15 protein-coding genes and 1 pseudogene are annotated in these 14,416 nt (G+C 39.6%); 5 read left to right on the plus strand and 11 right to left on the minus strand.

The window, feature by feature from the left end; genetic code table 11:
• Positions 1 to 89: 89 nt before the first annotated feature.
• Positions 90 to 965: a DMT family transporter gene (locus F580_RS0114185; protein ID WP_083926991.1), complete on the plus strand. Its 876-nt coding sequence runs from the start codon at positions 90 to 92 to the stop codon at positions 963 to 965.
• A 228-nt stretch (positions 966 to 1,193) separates the two neighbouring features.
• Here F580_RS0114185 and F580_RS0114190 read toward each other — a convergent pair whose 3' ends face one another.
• The 4 genes from F580_RS0114190 to F580_RS0114205 all read right to left on the minus strand — a co-directional run bounded on the left by F580_RS0114190 (position 1,194) and on the right by F580_RS0114205 (position 4,000).
• Positions 1,194 to 1,559 (minus strand): MmcQ/YjbR family DNA-binding protein, encoded by a 366-nt coding sequence (locus F580_RS0114190; RefSeq protein ID WP_019028404.1) that lies wholly within the window; start codon positions 1,557 to 1,559, stop codon positions 1,194 to 1,196.
• Between the two features lie 19 nt (positions 1,560 to 1,578).
• The gene (locus F580_RS0114195; RefSeq protein WP_019028405.1) at positions 1,579 to 1,890 is read right to left on the minus strand and encodes a cupin domain-containing protein; all 312 of its coding nucleotides are present in this window, start codon (positions 1,888 to 1,890) and stop codon (positions 1,579 to 1,581) included.
• 45 nt (positions 1,891 to 1,935) lie between these two features.
• Positions 1,936 to 2,970: a tetratricopeptide repeat protein gene (locus tag F580_RS0114200; RefSeq protein ID WP_019028406.1), complete on the minus strand. Its 1,035-nt coding sequence runs from the start codon at positions 2,968 to 2,970 to the stop codon at positions 1,936 to 1,938.
• A gap of 157 nt (positions 2,971 to 3,127) precedes the next feature.
• Positions 3,128 to 4,000, minus strand: a complete 873-nt coding sequence (locus F580_RS0114205) for a hypothetical protein (protein ID WP_019028407.1) — start codon at positions 3,998 to 4,000, stop codon at positions 3,128 to 3,130.
• A gap of 295 nt (positions 4,001 to 4,295) precedes the next feature.
• Between F580_RS0114205 and F580_RS0114210 the strand changes: the two genes are divergently transcribed.
• The 3 genes from F580_RS0114210 (at position 4,296) to F580_RS0114220 (ending at position 6,104) form a co-directional block, all read left to right on the plus strand.
• Positions 4,296 to 4,706 carry a VF530 family protein gene (locus tag F580_RS0114210; RefSeq protein ID WP_019028408.1) on the plus strand — a complete coding sequence of 137 codons (411 nt, stop codon included), beginning with the start codon at positions 4,296 to 4,298 and terminating at the stop codon, positions 4,704 to 4,706.
• Between the two features lie 350 nt (positions 4,707 to 5,056).
• Complete coding sequence (locus F580_RS0114215) at positions 5,057 to 5,689, plus strand: alpha-ketoglutarate-dependent dioxygenase AlkB family protein (protein WP_019028409.1); 633 nt, start codon at positions 5,057 to 5,059, stop codon at positions 5,687 to 5,689.
• A 232-nt stretch (positions 5,690 to 5,921) separates the two neighbouring features.
• Entirely contained in the window at positions 5,922 to 6,104 is a 183-nt protein-coding gene (locus F580_RS0114220) for a hypothetical protein (RefSeq protein WP_157443124.1), read from the plus strand.
• A gap of 55 nt (positions 6,105 to 6,159) precedes the next feature.
• On the opposite strand, the gene F580_RS0114225 is transcribed toward F580_RS0114220, so the two are convergent.
• The 4 genes and pseudogenes from F580_RS0114225 to F580_RS27235 form a co-directional block, all read right to left on the minus strand.
• Positions 6,160 to 6,720, minus strand: coding sequence for a hypothetical protein (locus F580_RS0114225; protein ID WP_019028411.1), 561 nt, complete (start codon positions 6,718 to 6,720; stop codon positions 6,160 to 6,162).
• A gap of 287 nt (positions 6,721 to 7,007) precedes the next feature.
• Positions 7,008 to 8,357, minus strand: a complete 1,350-nt coding sequence (locus tag F580_RS0114230; protein WP_019028412.1) for a multifunctional CCA addition/repair protein — start codon at positions 8,355 to 8,357, stop codon at positions 7,008 to 7,010.
• A 155-nt stretch (positions 8,358 to 8,512) separates the two neighbouring features.
• Positions 8,513 to 8,698 carry a TonB-dependent receptor gene (locus F580_RS27230; protein WP_026301446.1) on the minus strand — a complete coding sequence of 62 codons (186 nt, stop codon included), beginning with the start codon at positions 8,696 to 8,698 and terminating at the stop codon, positions 8,513 to 8,515.
• Between the two features lie 104 nt (positions 8,699 to 8,802).
• Positions 8,803 to 9,102 (minus strand): annotated as a pseudogene (locus F580_RS27235) (TonB-dependent receptor); the annotation flags it as partial.
• Between the two features lie 165 nt (positions 9,103 to 9,267).
• Here F580_RS27235 and F580_RS24580 point away from each other — a divergent pair.
• Positions 9,268 to 10,971, plus strand: a complete 1,704-nt coding sequence (locus tag F580_RS24580; RefSeq protein WP_040357425.1) for an AAA family ATPase — start codon at positions 9,268 to 9,270, stop codon at positions 10,969 to 10,971.
• 121 nt (positions 10,972 to 11,092) lie between these two features.
• On the opposite strand, the gene leuD is transcribed toward F580_RS24580, so the two are convergent.
• The 3 genes from leuD to leuB all read right to left on the minus strand — a co-directional run bounded on the left by leuD (position 11,093) and on the right by leuB (position 14,362).
• The gene (gene leuD / locus F580_RS0114250) at positions 11,093 to 11,689 is read right to left on the minus strand and encodes a 3-isopropylmalate dehydratase small subunit (RefSeq protein ID WP_019028414.1); all 597 of its coding nucleotides are present in this window, start codon (positions 11,687 to 11,689) and stop codon (positions 11,093 to 11,095) included.
• Positions 11,690 to 11,829: 140 nt separating this feature from the next.
• On the minus strand, positions 11,830 to 13,245 hold the full coding sequence (leuC, locus tag F580_RS0114255; RefSeq protein WP_019028415.1) for a 3-isopropylmalate dehydratase large subunit: 1,416 nt from the start codon (positions 13,243 to 13,245) through the stop codon (positions 11,830 to 11,832).
• Between the two features lies 1 nt (position 13,246).
• Positions 13,247 to 14,362: a 3-isopropylmalate dehydrogenase gene (gene leuB, locus F580_RS0114260; RefSeq protein WP_019028416.1), complete on the minus strand. Its 1,116-nt coding sequence runs from the start codon at positions 14,360 to 14,362 to the stop codon at positions 13,247 to 13,249.
• Positions 14,363 to 14,416 lie beyond the last annotated feature (54 nt).

The following is a 14,416-nucleotide window of genomic DNA, read 5'->3' on the forward strand; positions in this document are numbered from 1 at the left end:
CATCTTGAGGTTGTTTGGGTATATAAGGTAGAATAGCGCCGAATAATTAGCGCCACTCTCCCATTTAACCAGTCGAGTACCTGAGTACAATGTTTACTAGCCTAAAAAATTCAATGCCAATGAGCGTTTGGTATATGTTGATCTCGGCTTTGGGCTTTGCCTTAATGTCAGCCTGTGTCAAAGAAGTGAGTGCTTTGGGCATTCCTGTTTTTGAAATTGTTGCCGCTAGGGCTATCGTTTCTGGCCTTATTAGTTACGCAGATATTAAGCGCAAGAAAATCTCTATGTGGGGGAATAACAAAAGCTTGTTAATTGCGCGTGGCTGCGTTGGCGCATTCGCACTGATGTTTGTTTATTATGCTGTAACCACTTTACCCTTAGCTGAAGCAACGGTTTTACAATATTTACACCCCGTGTTTACTGCTGTGTTAGCGCTGTTTTTTTTGAAAGAAGTTATACAACGCTCTACCATTGCTTGTATTTGCATCAGCTTAATCGGCTTATTTATTATTATTCAGCCTAATTTGCAAGTGGGCAGTGGTGTGCAATATCCATGGCTAAGTATTGGCGCGGGTGTTTTAGGTGCTTTTGGTAGTGCGATTGCTTATATTATTATTAAAAAGCTCACCAAAACTGATGATAGTTCAGTTATTATCTTTTATTTCCCACTGATTGCCCTGCCCATCTCAATAATACTGTTGGGTGATGATTTTGTTGTGCCTAGCTTGGCAGCGACAGGTTTACTGATTTTAATCGGGATATTTACCCAAGTTGGACAGGTAGGCCTAACTAAGGCACTGCACTGCGCCGATGCCAACAAAGCCACGGCATACGCATATGTGCAAATACTGTTTTCGGTCTTTATCGGTTGGGCGTATTTTAGTGAAGTACCGGCAGTCACCACAATTATCGGTGGCGGCTTAATTATGTTCGGTGCTTTAGTGAATGTATTCTGGAAACGCTAGGTTTATTTGAAATGTTAAGGCCTGCCTAGTTTTACTCTTTATTAAGCTGATAAGTAATTTACTAAAACTTATACCAATTTCATTAAATTATTGCCCACTTGTGCGGGTTAAAATTCCCCTAGGCGGCGTTGCTCTCAATCCCAATAGCTAGCTATTGCTCAATCAAGCGCCTTGCCCTGATTTATTTTTCCTGCGCACAACAAGATCACAAACTTAATGAAACTGGTATTACGCTTGATTTAACCCCAGTTCTTTTTGTTTTTTCTTGGTTAAACCTTGTGAAACTAAACGATGGGATTCACTAAGGTAATAGTGTAAGTCTTCATCTTTTGCTTTTTCAGTTTCGAAATGCTGTATCCATTTCATACCGCGATTAGCAAAATAGGGCGCTGGTCGGTAACCGTCACATTCACTTAAAAAACCAAAATTTAATTCAGAGGTTTTAAAGGTAAAAGCAGGTTTTTCGTCTTTGCTCCAACCACCAATGGCAAAAACTTTACCGCCGACTTTCCATACATGGGAATTACCCCATTGCATGACATAACTTGTTGCCGGTAAAGCGCCACAAAATTTATTAAATTTATCGTAATTCATGAACCCTAATGCCTCAACTTTAATAGAAAACGGCTAACCAAACGGTCACTTCATCAGGTGATGTTTCAATAACTCTATGTTTTTCATGGGCCGTGATATTTAGGTAATCACCTTGTTTAAGGGTGACTTTATCACCATTAAACAATTCAATGACCCCGTAACCAGACAAAACAACAAGCCACTCATCTTCACTTTGATCGTACCAACCCGTAGCCGGCGATGTTTGTCCCTTAGATATTATTCGCTCAATTCTAAATTTTTCAGTGGTGAGAATATCCTCGAATATTTCCTTAGGGATTTCTGCTGGAATATTGCTAAATATACTGGTCATTACAGCGATCCTTACGTGGGTAATCGACCAGGTAAATCATGTTAATCAATTACCGCTACCCTCATTTAAGAAATCTTCAATATCCTCTTCAGTCATGCCTTTGCAAGGGTACGATGTTTGACCACATTGACTGCCCTTAATTCTACTGCCGGTTGATGCAGAAAAATTGCGACTACTTTTGTTTAATAGGACTAAGAGATGACTCATCGCATCTTTAGTTTCCATCGTGTAGGAGTTAACAGTGAATACTTCAATATCTAGGGTGGCATTGAGTTTGTTAATGAAGCTTTGTCTCTCTGTTAAAGTATTAGCGGTAAGCGTTGTTGAGTTATTCTCCATCTCAGCAACTATGTTCTCTAACCGTTGGCGACTATCTTTATAATCATTTCTCACTATTTTTTCATAATAAATCGCAGCTTTAATGATATCTTTTTCAATAAAGTCACCTTGCTGATACAACCTTGCAAGATAATAACTTGCCTCAGGGTAGCTACTGTCACTGGCTTTGTCGAGTAAGCTAAAACCCTGTGCTAGGTTACCCTGCTTAAACTCAATAAATGCGTTATCAAACAATACTGGCCCGTAGTTTTTTTTAGCTAATTTATCTAGATATTTGCTGGCCAATTGCTGATCTGGCTCAACACCAATGCCTACTTGATAGAGCTGTGCCATCATATGATAAGCTTTAAGGGAGTATTTACCCGCGTTGGATGAGCTATTATAAGCGGTACGCTTTAACCAGCTTATTGCCACGTCGGTATCTTGTTCAACACCATCACCATACAAGTAGGCTGTAGCCAAAACTAATTGTGACTTGGCGTCACCCCAGCGAGCATATTTCCGTATTTGGATAAGTTGCTCACGACATTCTTCCGAGCTACAGATATCTTGATAGTTACTGAGTAACGCTAACAGTCTATCTTGAGGCGTTAGTGGTGTTAGTGGTTGAGCGTGCTTAGTGCCTGCTTGTTGCTCCGTAACAATATCAGCCTTGGCTTCGGCGAAACTGGTCAATGATATCAGTGCTGAACTGAGCACCGCCAAAATAACTATATCGCTAAAAATTGTTTTTAAAGCCATAAATAACGCCCTGTATATAATCTCTAGCTAAAGCCTAATGTAAGGCTAAGAAATAGCTAAAGTAAATAAGCATACAGGCTAGCAGAACTTTTGGACAAAAAAAGCGCTTAAGGGCTAAAGAAAGGTAAAGAGACAAAAAACGAGACAAAATAGATATCTATTTAATATTTTCGCTAAGCATTGTATGTTTTGGGTTAGTGTTATGTTGTAAATACACGATTATTTCTTTGTGAGCTTGGCGAAATGGTTTATATAAATGTGACTTTAACTCTTTTTTAACCTGCTTAATTTCAAGCCCTTTGATGACACAGAATAAGGCTAGAGCGTAAACGGTTTCGAGCTCGGGCAATGCTGCTTGTCGGTTAAGGTTGCGGTTATTACATGAGCCACAACCGCCTTTAAATTGATAAGCAGTATTGGCAAAAACAATACCAAAGCCCATGAAACAGGCGACTAAATCTACGGTTTGCGCAAATGCTGCTTTGCCTCCAGGGGCGGCTAAATTAAAGCTGTTTAAGCTTGAGATATTTGTATTAGCAGCAAGAGCACTATGTTGATTGACCAATATGCCCGCTTGAACTTGCACAAAATAGGCGATCATATCTTGTGGTTGGTTAAGCTGACTTGCATGAAAGGCAATGTCTATACTTGGAACGACTTCAGTACTTTCTACCTTATAGCTAAAATTAGCACTTTCATTAACTGATATATTCGCACTTTTACCACGCAGTGAAGACCCAAAAGATAACAGCGGCATTGGTTTTTGCACAAAACGATCGCTTGCTACTAGGGTTAGTGGCCATTTAGTCATGCCAGTGTACTTTGTTGTGTTAGCAAAGATCGTTTGTGCCATTTCTTCGATACTAGTTGAACTGCCTGGATAAAAAGCATTATTGGGTAATATCAACTCACTACTTTCAAGAAAAAATTCAGCATCAAGTTGCTGCATGCACCAAGAGAAAGTATCAAAAATCCATTCTTTTGATGATTCATTAATGACAGGTTTTGTTTTAAAGAAAGTTGATAACATTAATGTAGAGCCTTTATTTACTGGGTGTTAGCGTTTATTAGCACATGATGAGTTGTAGTAAAACAAACCTAGGGTAGCAAAGAGCAGCACAGCGTTACTAAATTAGTAAGCTGTTGCTCTTAAAAGTCTATAACTTTAGCGATAGTCGTTATGGCTATTGCTCGAGTACTCATTATCTCAATATTTTATTTTGTCATGACATCATTGGTGCAGGTGGTATAATTACTTTATTCATACCAGTTACCCCATCGCGAAGTTACTAGCTTAAGTGACTTTCTGCCGTTTAGGAAGAAGAATGACTAACAAAGATATTTACAAGAATAACCCGTTACATGGTACGAGTCTTGAAACCGTGCTAACGACTTTGGTTGACCATTACGGTTTTGAAATTTTAGCAGCTTACATGAATCTAAATTGCTTTAAACAAAATGCCAGTATTGAATCGAGCATGAAGTTTTTGAAAAAAACCTCATGGGCACAAGAAAAAGTAGAAGCTTTTTTTATGTATCAATATAACAGCTTACCTAAAGCTGATGATGCTAATTTTGAATTACCGCCACGTGATCGTATTGTGCCGTCAGGTTTAGAGCAAAGACCACCAAAAGAATTAAGCCTTGAAGATGCCGAAGAGTTACGCATTAAAACCGCGCAGAAAACCCGAGAGCGTGCTGCAGCTTCAAGACCTGCTAATCCTTGGGGTAATTAGTTGCTTTGTAGGAGAGAATTTATTCTCGAATATATTAGGGTCTGTTGATCTTTCGAGATTACTTTTACAGCAACTTGTTTGGTATTTAGACAAAGCAGAGTTTGTGACGTGTAGCTGGCTACTCGAACAGACGATAACGTAGACTAAATTTCAAACAAGTGCTGCCCTTTAGGGTTCATTTAAAACAAATTTACTCATTGTTACTCGCTTTTTTAATAGAATGACTATGGTACAAAGCTCGCGTCGCGATTAAATCCGTTTTAAATTGAATAAATTTTAACCCTGAAAGATCAACTGCCCCTAGTTGTCAGTCAGTTTTTCGCGGTTAAAACCGCTCCTACAAGGATCTTATGGATTTATTCTCAGCTTTACTCGATGAGCCGCTTAATATTTTACCTACCGATGGTGAGGTGAATTATTACGGTGAAATTATGCCGGTAAGTGATAGCGACTATTACTTTGAGCGGTTGCTAAACACTATTGCTTGGCGTTGTGACCAAGCACTGGTGTTCGGTAAACTTATTGAAACGAAAAGAAAAATAGCTTGGTGTGCAGAAACCCTTAATGGTAAACCGTTTGCCTATAGCTATTCTGGCGTGACTAAGTACTCTATCCCGTTTACTGACGAGTTATTAGTACTCAAACAGTTAGTTGAACAGCACAGTAATGAAACTTATAACTCATGCCTGTTAAACCTTTATCACTCAGGTGACGAAGGCATGGCATGGCACAGTGATGGCGAGAAAGATTTAAAAGAACAGGGCGCTATTGCCTCACTTAGCTTTGGCGCAGAACGAAAGTTTGCTTTTAAACATAAGCTCTCCAAAGAAGTTATTGCCTTACAGCTGAAACCCGGTAGCTTGTTAGTAATGAAAGGCTCAACCCAACAACATTGGTTACACAGACTCCCTCCGACCAAAAAAGTATTAACACCGCGAATAAACCTCACCTTTAGAACGATCGATAAACCAGAACTTAAGTAGTACTAAGGCAAAGGTTTAACTGAGCGCTTATTTTATCTTAATCATGAGCTTTGGCTTAATAAATGCAGCCTTTTTTGTAGATAGCAGCATATACAAATAAGTGTCAAAAAGCGTATGTCGAGTTATTTAAAGCTTATTATTTATTCATCTCAGCCGATAAAAAGATTGAAGAAGGTGATTTTATTTGAGGCTTTTTTTACTAGGTTTGCGCATCATGTTAATGGTGAATATTATGACAATTGAAAAGCAACGGCATTACCTTTTATACGGTAATCGCGCAGTAATTTATGTGGCGAGCTTAGTTGGACTTTTTTATGAGGTGAATATTGCTTATGTGGTAGCGCTAACGTTATGGCTATGGCTACCACAATGTTTATTACTGGAATTAAACTTACTTAAAGCGCTCAGGCATTAGCACGTTGGGGTTTCATGGTGCAAGTTGCAAATTAACCGTCGCAAATTGACAATTCCTAAGCACTAAGGTGTATATAAGAAGCGGTACTAGGCATCATTAAATTGTTGTAAGCCTCTATTTTCTGCCGTACTAATGGCTGATTACTCGCACTTATTACAGTCGTTCCGGTTGCATTGCTAACAGAGCTTGTTGGCAAGGTTTGCACTGGTTGATGTTCAATAAAGTCACCAACACCCTCTTTCACATTTTGATGTAATTGATATAACTCTGCATAGGCATTGGTTAATGCTGATACCGCACTACTACTTTGATTCTCTTGGCTGATGTTACTATCAATATTATGCTCGGTACTGCTTTGTAAGTAGATATCAAAGAGTTTTTGCTGTTGCAGGTAATATGATTGCATCAAATCAATATCTTTAGCGGTTTGATAGTTTGATTTTACTTGTTCAACTTGCTCCGCAATTTTGTCATCAACACCGTGTTGCACAGTATTCTTTTGCTCTGGTGTTAAAATATCACTTAAATCCGAACGTGACTCACCTTGAGGTTTAGCAGACATTACGGGCTGAACTTGACCATAATTACCTTGTGAAGAAGTTATTTGCATTGTCATGTTGACCACCTTACCTAGTTAACTATGCTTTACGAAATTAAGTTGTACCAAAAGCTGATACTGACTTGATGTAAAGATAATAGTTAAAAGTGCTTCAGGTAGTTGTAGTCGTTTGTAAACGTCTTGCAATAAATTGTTGTTTGCTGTGAAGGCTAGCTGAACAATGTTATTAAGCTAGTCTTCATGCTAAATAACATTGTCACTTGGAGCCTTGTTTCTTGAAGCTTAGTTTCCAGAAGTGTGGCTCCAAACAAGATAGTTCCTAGTAGATAGGACGAAGTGCTGCTTTATGGGTTAGGGTTTAAATGCGCACAGTTGGCTTTAACTGTTACGATAGCGTTTAACCTTGCTTTCGCCATAGCCTTTTTTATTGCTATGCCCTGCAAGCCTTGCTCAACAAAAGCTTTTGCGGTTACTTTTCTTGCCGCCTTTACTGCCGCTTGTAAGTATTCTTCTTGTGGGTAAGGGCGATTTTCAAAACCTAAACGGCCGAGGAAATCAGCTTTACAGGCCATTAAAAAGTAATCAAACTCTTCAGGCTTGCGCCAAATATCAAGCTGATTAAACATTTTTAACAAGGTGCTGGCTTTAAGCTCGAAAGCTTTATGACAATGTAAGTGAAATTCACATACTTTCAGCGCCAGTTGCTTGTAGTGTGATGGTACTTTCAGTTGCAGACATATTTTTTCAACGAGTGGTAAACCTGACTTTTCATGACCTTTATGGCTAGGTAATAAATGAGTCTCGGTAACTCCTTTACCTAAATCGTGGCATAAGGCGGCAAAACGAATTGCGGTTTTCTTGTCAATTTGCAAAGAACCACTTTGGTTATCAGTCAACGTTTCGGTAAGTAAAACCGCTTGCTGCAATACCATCATGGTATGTACGCCACTACAAATTTCTGGGTGCCAAAGGGCAGGGTTAGGAATACCCCATAAAACCGCCAGTTCTGGCCATAACTCTTCTAGAGCATGGCACTTTTTGAGTACTTGAAAGAATACTTCTGGGTTACCTGTATTAATGTCAGAATTATCGCCACCATCGGCCAAGCTTAATTGCATTTCTTGCCATACACGTTCGGGGGTTAAGGTTTTTAATTCACCACTGGCACTGATTTCCTGCATCAAGGTAAGCGTTTCATCGGCTATGGTAAAACCGTATTTGTGATAACGTGCGGAAAAACGAGCTACGCGCAGTACCCGTAAAGGGTCTTCAATAAAAGCGTCACTGACATGGCGTAAAATACGATCGTTAAGATCTTTTTGGCCATTATAGGGATCGATAATATCACCGTTATCCGCCATTGCCATGGCATTAACGGTTAAATCACGACGTCTTAAATCTTGTTCAATGGTGACATCTGCAGCGAAATAGCAACTAAAGCCGGTATAACCTTGGCCTTGTTTACGCTCTGTTCGGGCGAGAGCATATTCTGCTTTTGTTTTTGGGTGTAAAAAAACCGGGAAGTCTTTACCTACTTGTTGGTAACCTAGCTTTAGCATTTCATCAACACTGCTACCAACCACTAAATAATCTTTGTCTTTGATCGGACGATTAAGTAATTTGTCGCGCACTGCACCACCGACTAAATAAGTGTTAAGTTGGCTACTGTTACTTTCAGAGTTGTTGCTTGACAAGGTACGACCAAAATGAAGGGAATATTAACTAAAGTGTATCATAAGGCAGCAAAAAATTCAGGGAGCGGCAGTTAGAACAGAGCAATATTGAATGCTGCTTTGTGCTAACTTTAGCCTATTTAGCTGTTGCTATAATTGATAGCTACAATCGGTGGTTAAAATTGGTTGTTAAAAAGGTAATTAACGCCAAAATTAACCGTGCTACCTAAACCTTTAATGTTGTAACAGTCATAGGTATAACCTGGTAATTTTGTTGGGTAGTCATCTTGGTTAAATAAGTTTTCCACGCCGATAAACGTCGACCAATCTTTGGCGAAATCATAATTACCACTTACGTTCACTATTTGATAGCTATCAATAGCCCTTGTTCACCAACATACTTGCCATCAACGGGCTCAAACCGTTTACGATCGCCAACATACAAGTAATTTAACGCTAGGCTGATAGTATTACTTGAAGTACCCTTACTTGGTGCCATGCCAATGACTAAATTAGCTAATAAACTTTGAATTTCAGAAGAAACTTTTAACTGCAGTACTATTTGCTTTTGAGTGATTATGGTTATCGAAGCAGGTACTTCATCTATTTTTTCTGCGATACGGCTACCGGTAACGATAATTCGCTCAATATCTTGTTCAGTCAATTTTTTTTGAACTTTGCTCGTTTCAGTAATGTACTTAGCTTGGCTGTGTACTTGGCCTCTTATAACAAGGGCCAATAGAGTAAGGGATGTTTTTAAAACCATATTTACCTTTTAAGTATTAGTGTATAAATAAAGCCCTTACATATTAATAATAATGATTACTATTTGTAATTAAACGTACACATTTACTCTAATTTTGGTAACTCTTTGACATCCACCAAACAAGCGGTTAATTTTGTATCTCAATTTTCCAGCTCAGCAACCGCCATGTACCGCAATTTTTTCTCATTAAGCGAATTACCTTTTTCTATTTCCCCCGATCCTAAATATTTGTTTATGAGTGATAGGCATAGGGAGGCTTTAGCACATTTAACTTATGGTTTAGGAGAAACGGGAGGTTTTGCTTTATTAACCGGGGAAGTGGGTACGGGAAAAACAACCATCAGCCGTTGCTTAATGGAGCAATTACCTGATAATACCCAAGCTGCTTTTATTCTTAACCCAACCTTATCCAGCCAAGAATTACTGGCCACTATATGTGATGAATTAAAGATTCGTTATCGAAAAAGTGATGCCAGTTTAAAAAACTTAACCGACAAAATTGCCGAAAAACTACTGAAAAATCATGACAAAGATATCAATACTTTATTGATTATCGATGAAGCACAGCACTTGCAACCGGAAGTGTTAGAGCAGTTACGTTTATTAACGAATTTAGAAACCAATACTAAAAAGTTATTACAGGTAATTTTAATTGGTCAGCCAGAATTACAACAATTATTACAACGTCGAGATTTACGGCAATTAGCGCAGCGGATAACGGCTCGCTATCATTTAATGCCGTTAACAAAGCTAGAGCTTGACCAATACATTAAACACAGATTAATGGTTGCAGATTGTGCCAGAGCACTTTTTGATAAAGCTGCTTTAGCGAAAATTCATCAGCTATCGCAAGGCGTACCTAGGTTAACCAACCTCATTTGTCATAGTGCACTGATGCTGGCCTATAACCAAAATGACAGTGTTGTTAATAAAAAGACCGTTATTGCGGCGGCGGAGCGGGCCTTGGGTGATGACCTCATAACTAAGCGAGGACTAAGTCATTATAACGGTGCATTGGTATTTTCTACGGCATTAAGTGTTGCTGCTTTCTTTGCTTTAGCGGGGTTTTGGTGGGGGCAAACGCAGGCTCCTATGAGTCCAGTGATGGTAAGTACGGCTCAAGAGCAAATAAACACTCTTCAAAAGCTAGTAAATAGTGATCAAGTTCATGCTAAGGCTACGGAGCTAGCAAAGCCTGTAGTAGATGAAAAGAGCAGAGAAAAAGTTGTAATGAATACTGGTGAAAAATCAGGAAACACTATAATAACTATTGCGGATAACTCATCTCTAGGCACAAATAAAGATACCCCAAAAGCTAACAATATTTTTGTTGAGGGTAAAACGATGCCAACGCCCGCAGTGATTAAGACCACGAACCAAACGAATACGGATAAAACACTCTTTGTCAGTGCCAAGAAGAAGAATATAGTAAATAACACCTATGAAGATTATCAAGTGCAAGAAGTCGAAGGCGTGTCTAGTGATTTAGTAGCACGATTTCAGACGGCACTTGATGAAACCAATGATGAAAGTAAAGCGGGATATTCAACGAGCAATCAGTCAAGCAATTATCGCCCTGAAGACAAGCAGAATGATTTTGAGTTACTTGAGAATATTAATAACTCAATGGCATCTATTAGGTCAATATCCCAAATGCCAGCAGAGCTAAAAAATGCCTTACCGAGCATGAACTTTGAACAACATATTTATGTCTCAGATGGCAATGGCTGGGTAAAGGTCAATGGTCGAGATCGTTATGAAGGAGACTATATTGGCGATAACGTAGTGGTTGAAAAAATATTACCACAGCAAGTGATTCTCTCTTTTCAAGGTGAAACATTTAGCTTACCCGCTTTAAGCAACTGGTAACTGTTACTCTTTTTAACTTGCTAGTAAATTATTACCAGTAACGGAACTGAAAAAGAAAAAGCCCAGCTAAGTGGCTACTTAGCTGGGCTTTTTATATCGTCTCGGTGACGTTATTTTAAGGCTACTGCCAAGCAGGCATTTTCGCTTCAAAGGCTTTGATGGTATCCAGTTTATCTAGAGTCCAACCGACGCTATCTACACCATTTTCCAAGCTGTATTGTTGAAACTCATTTAAGCTGAATGTAAACGAAAGTTCGCCACGAGTAATAACATTATTGGGTAAATCAACTTTCAAGGTTAGTTGAGTGTCAGCAGATAGTTTAAATAACTGGTCAATTTCAGCTTCATTTAATTTAATCGGTAAAAGACCGACATTGATACAGTTACCGTAAAAAATATCAGCAAAACTTGAAGATATAATCACTTTAAAACCAAATTCTTGCAGTGCCCAAGGCGCATGTTCGCGACTTGAACCACAGCCAAAGTTTTCACGGGTTAACAAAATGCTGGCGCCTTTATATTCGACTTTGTTAAGAATAAACTCAGGGTTTACCTGCGTACCCGCATGATCAAGATAGCGACTATCATGAAATAAATGTACGCCAAAACCTACACGTTCAGTTTTTTGTAAAAATTGCTTTGGGATGATTTGATCGGTATCGACATTGGCGATATCTAATGGCACAACCAAACCAGTATGAGTGTTAAACTTTTCCATTTTCTATTCCTCTGATTGGGTAGACGCTGCTATTTTCTGCAAATCGCCGTGAATATATCCCTATAGGCTTAACTTTAACATCCATGTTAAAGATATTTGCGCCAAATCTAGCAGCACCTACCCCATAATTTAATAGTGAACTAGCTGTTTAAATCAACAAAGTGGCCAGTTATCGCTGCTGCAGCTGCCATTTCAGGACTCACTAGATGAGTACGGCTACCACGACCTTGACGGCCTTCAAAGTTACGATTACTGGTTGAAGCACAACGGTCGCCTTCTTCTAAAACGTCATCATTCATACCTAAACACATAGAACAACCCGGTAAGCGCCACTCAAAACCTGCATCAGTGAATATTTTATCTAAACCTTCACTTTCAGCTTGTTCTTTCACGCGGTAAGAGCCTGGAACGATAATGGCATCTACGCCCTCTACTACTTGCTGGCCTTGATATTGCTGAACAACACCGGCCGCAGCGCGTAAATCTTCAATACGAGAGTTAGTACAAGAGCCAATAAATACCTTGTTCACGTGGATATCAGTCATCTTAGTACCGGCGGTTAGGTCCATATACTTAAGGGCATTTATACAAGACTCCTTCTCAACGGGATCACTGAAATCGTCAGGGGAAGGCACAATACCGTCGACGCTAATAACTTGCCCAGGATTTGTGCCCCAAGTAACTTGGGCTTTAATGTCTTTTGCTGCAAGTGTTATTACCGCATCAAAAGTTGCATCAGTATCCGATTTTAATTTTTTCCAATCGGCTACTGCTTGGCTAAACACTTCACCTTTTGGTGCGTATTCTTTACCTTCTACGTAATCAAAAGTAGTTTTGTCTGGGGCAATTAAACCGGCTTTGGCGCCAAATTCGATACTCATATTACAAACTGTCATGCGCTCTTCCATACTTAGCGCTTCGATAGCTTCACCACAGTATTCAACCACATAACCTGTTGCGCCAGCACTACCGGTTTTACCGATAATAGCTAAGATAATATCTTTGGCACTAATGCCGGCACCGACATGACCTTTAACTTCTATTTTCATGGTTTTTGCTTTGTTTTGACGTAAAGTCTGCGTAGCAAAAACATGTTCTACTTCTGAGGTACCAATACCAAAAGCAAGAGCACCAAAAGCGCCATGGGTAGCGGTATGTGAATCACCACAAACAATAATAGTGCCGGGTAAAGTCAAACCTAACTCAGGCCCAATAACATGAGCGATACCTTGGTTTTTGTGACCCATATCAAACAGCTCGATACCAAAGTCTTTACAGTTTATTGCTAACGCGCGTAATTGGTTGGCAGCGCCTTCACCGGCAGCATCAATTTTAATTGAGCGCGTTGAAATATTATGATCCATAGTAGCAATGGTACGTTCAGGGTGACGTACCGGGCGATTATGAAAGCGTAAACTGGCAAAAGCTTGTGGTGAGGTCACTTCATGAATCAAATGACGGTCAACATACAATAATGGTGTTTCCCCTTTAGCGTCTTCAACTAAATGGCTTTGCCATAATTTTTCGTACATGGTTTGTGGGCTAGTTGTTGTCATCTTAAACGTTCCCTTTTTCCTGAGCATTACTTTGGGCAGTGATGTGTTTACAGATATAATCACCCACTTCACTGGTCGATTTAGCATTTTTACGTTCGTTTGCAGGTAATAAATCAGCGGTTAATATGCCATTATCCAGTGCATTAGAAACTGCATCTTCAATCGCTTTTGCTGCAGCTTCTTGATTTAAGCTATAACGCAGCATTAATGCCGCGGATAGTATTTGGGCAATAGGGTTTGCCACGCCTAGACCAGCAATATCAGGAGCACTGCCGCCAGCGGGTTCATACATACCAAATCCATCGCTATTTAAGCTAGCTGATGGCAATAAACCCATTGAGCCAGTAATCATGGCGCAAATATCCGATAAAATATCACCAAATAAGTTAGGGCAAAGTAAAACATCAAATTGATTAGGATCACGTACTAACTGCATGGCAGCGTTATCAACGTAAAGGTGCTCTAACTCAACTTCTGGGTAGTCTACGGCAACTTCTTCAACCACTTGGCGCCATAACTGACTGGTCGCTAAAACATTGGCTTTATCAACAGACGTTACTTTGTTGTTACGCTTTTTTGCTGCTTGAAAAGCAAGGTGAGCAATGCGTTTAACTTCACGACGTGAATAAAACATAGAATCAAAACCGGTTTCTTCTTCACCTTCGCCTCGACGACCCTTTGGCTCGGCAAAGTAAATATCGCCGGTTAGTTCACGAATAACTAATACGTCAAAACCTTGTGATGAAATATCAGCGCGCAATGTTGAAAGTGATGATAGTGAAGGCTGTAGGGTTGCTGGGCGCATATTACAAAATAAATCAAAATGACCACGCAAGCCTAATAAAGCACAACGCTCAGGTTGCTCTGTCGGCGGTAAGTTTGCCCACTTAGGACCGCCTACTGAGCCAAATAAAATAGCATCGCTAGCTTCACAGCCTGCCATGGTTGAATCGGGTAGGGCATTACCGTGATTATCTATGGCAGCACCACCAATATCAAAATCTTTAGTTTTTATTTCAAAATCAAATTTATCCGCTACTGCGGCTAATACTTTTTTAGCTTCAACCATGACTTCTGGGCCGATACCATCACCGGCTAAAATTGCTATGTTGGACATGTTTATAACCTTTTAAATTGTAATTTTTCTTTAGCGCGAATAAATTCCCGCCTA

This window comes from Colwellia piezophila ATCC BAA-637, from assembly GCF_000378625.1.
Lineage (GTDB): Bacteria > Pseudomonadota > Gammaproteobacteria > Enterobacterales > Alteromonadaceae > Colwellia > Colwellia piezophila.

Excerpts from the sequence above, each read along its gene's own strand:
- F580_RS0114185 (WP_083926991.1), top strand. The coding sequence starts at position 90 with ATGTTTACTAGCCTAAAAAATTCAATGCCAATGAGCGTTTGGTATATG.
- F580_RS0114190 (WP_019028404.1), bottom strand. The coding sequence starts at position 1,559 with ATGAATTACGATAAATTTAATAAATTTTGTGGCGCTTTACCGGCAACA.
- F580_RS0114195 (WP_019028405.1), bottom strand. The coding sequence starts at position 1,890 with ATGACCAGTATATTTAGCAATATTCCAGCAGAAATCCCTAAGGAAATA.
- F580_RS0114200 (WP_019028406.1), bottom strand. The coding sequence starts at position 2,970 with ATGGCTTTAAAAACAATTTTTAGCGATATAGTTATTTTGGCGGTGCTC.
- F580_RS0114205 (WP_019028407.1), bottom strand. The coding sequence starts at position 4,000 with ATGTTATCAACTTTCTTTAAAACAAAACCTGTCATTAATGAATCATCA.
- F580_RS0114210 (WP_019028408.1), top strand. The coding sequence starts at position 4,296 with ATGACTAACAAAGATATTTACAAGAATAACCCGTTACATGGTACGAGT.
- F580_RS0114215 (WP_019028409.1), top strand. The coding sequence starts at position 5,057 with ATGGATTTATTCTCAGCTTTACTCGATGAGCCGCTTAATATTTTACCT.
- F580_RS0114220 (WP_157443124.1), top strand. The coding sequence starts at position 5,922 with ATGACAATTGAAAAGCAACGGCATTACCTTTTATACGGTAATCGCGCA.
- F580_RS0114225 (WP_019028411.1), bottom strand. The coding sequence starts at position 6,720 with ATGACAATGCAAATAACTTCTTCACAAGGTAATTATGGTCAAGTTCAG.
- F580_RS24580 (WP_040357425.1), top strand. The coding sequence starts at position 9,268 with ATGTACCGCAATTTTTTCTCATTAAGCGAATTACCTTTTTCTATTTCC.
- leuD (WP_019028414.1), bottom strand. The coding sequence starts at position 11,689 with ATGGAAAAGTTTAACACTCATACTGGTTTGGTTGTGCCATTAGATATC.
- leuC (WP_019028415.1), bottom strand. The coding sequence starts at position 13,245 with ATGACAACAACTAGCCCACAAACCATGTACGAAAAATTATGGCAAAGC.
- leuB (WP_019028416.1), bottom strand. The coding sequence starts at position 14,362 with ATGTCCAACATAGCAATTTTAGCCGGTGATGGTATCGGCCCAGAAGTC.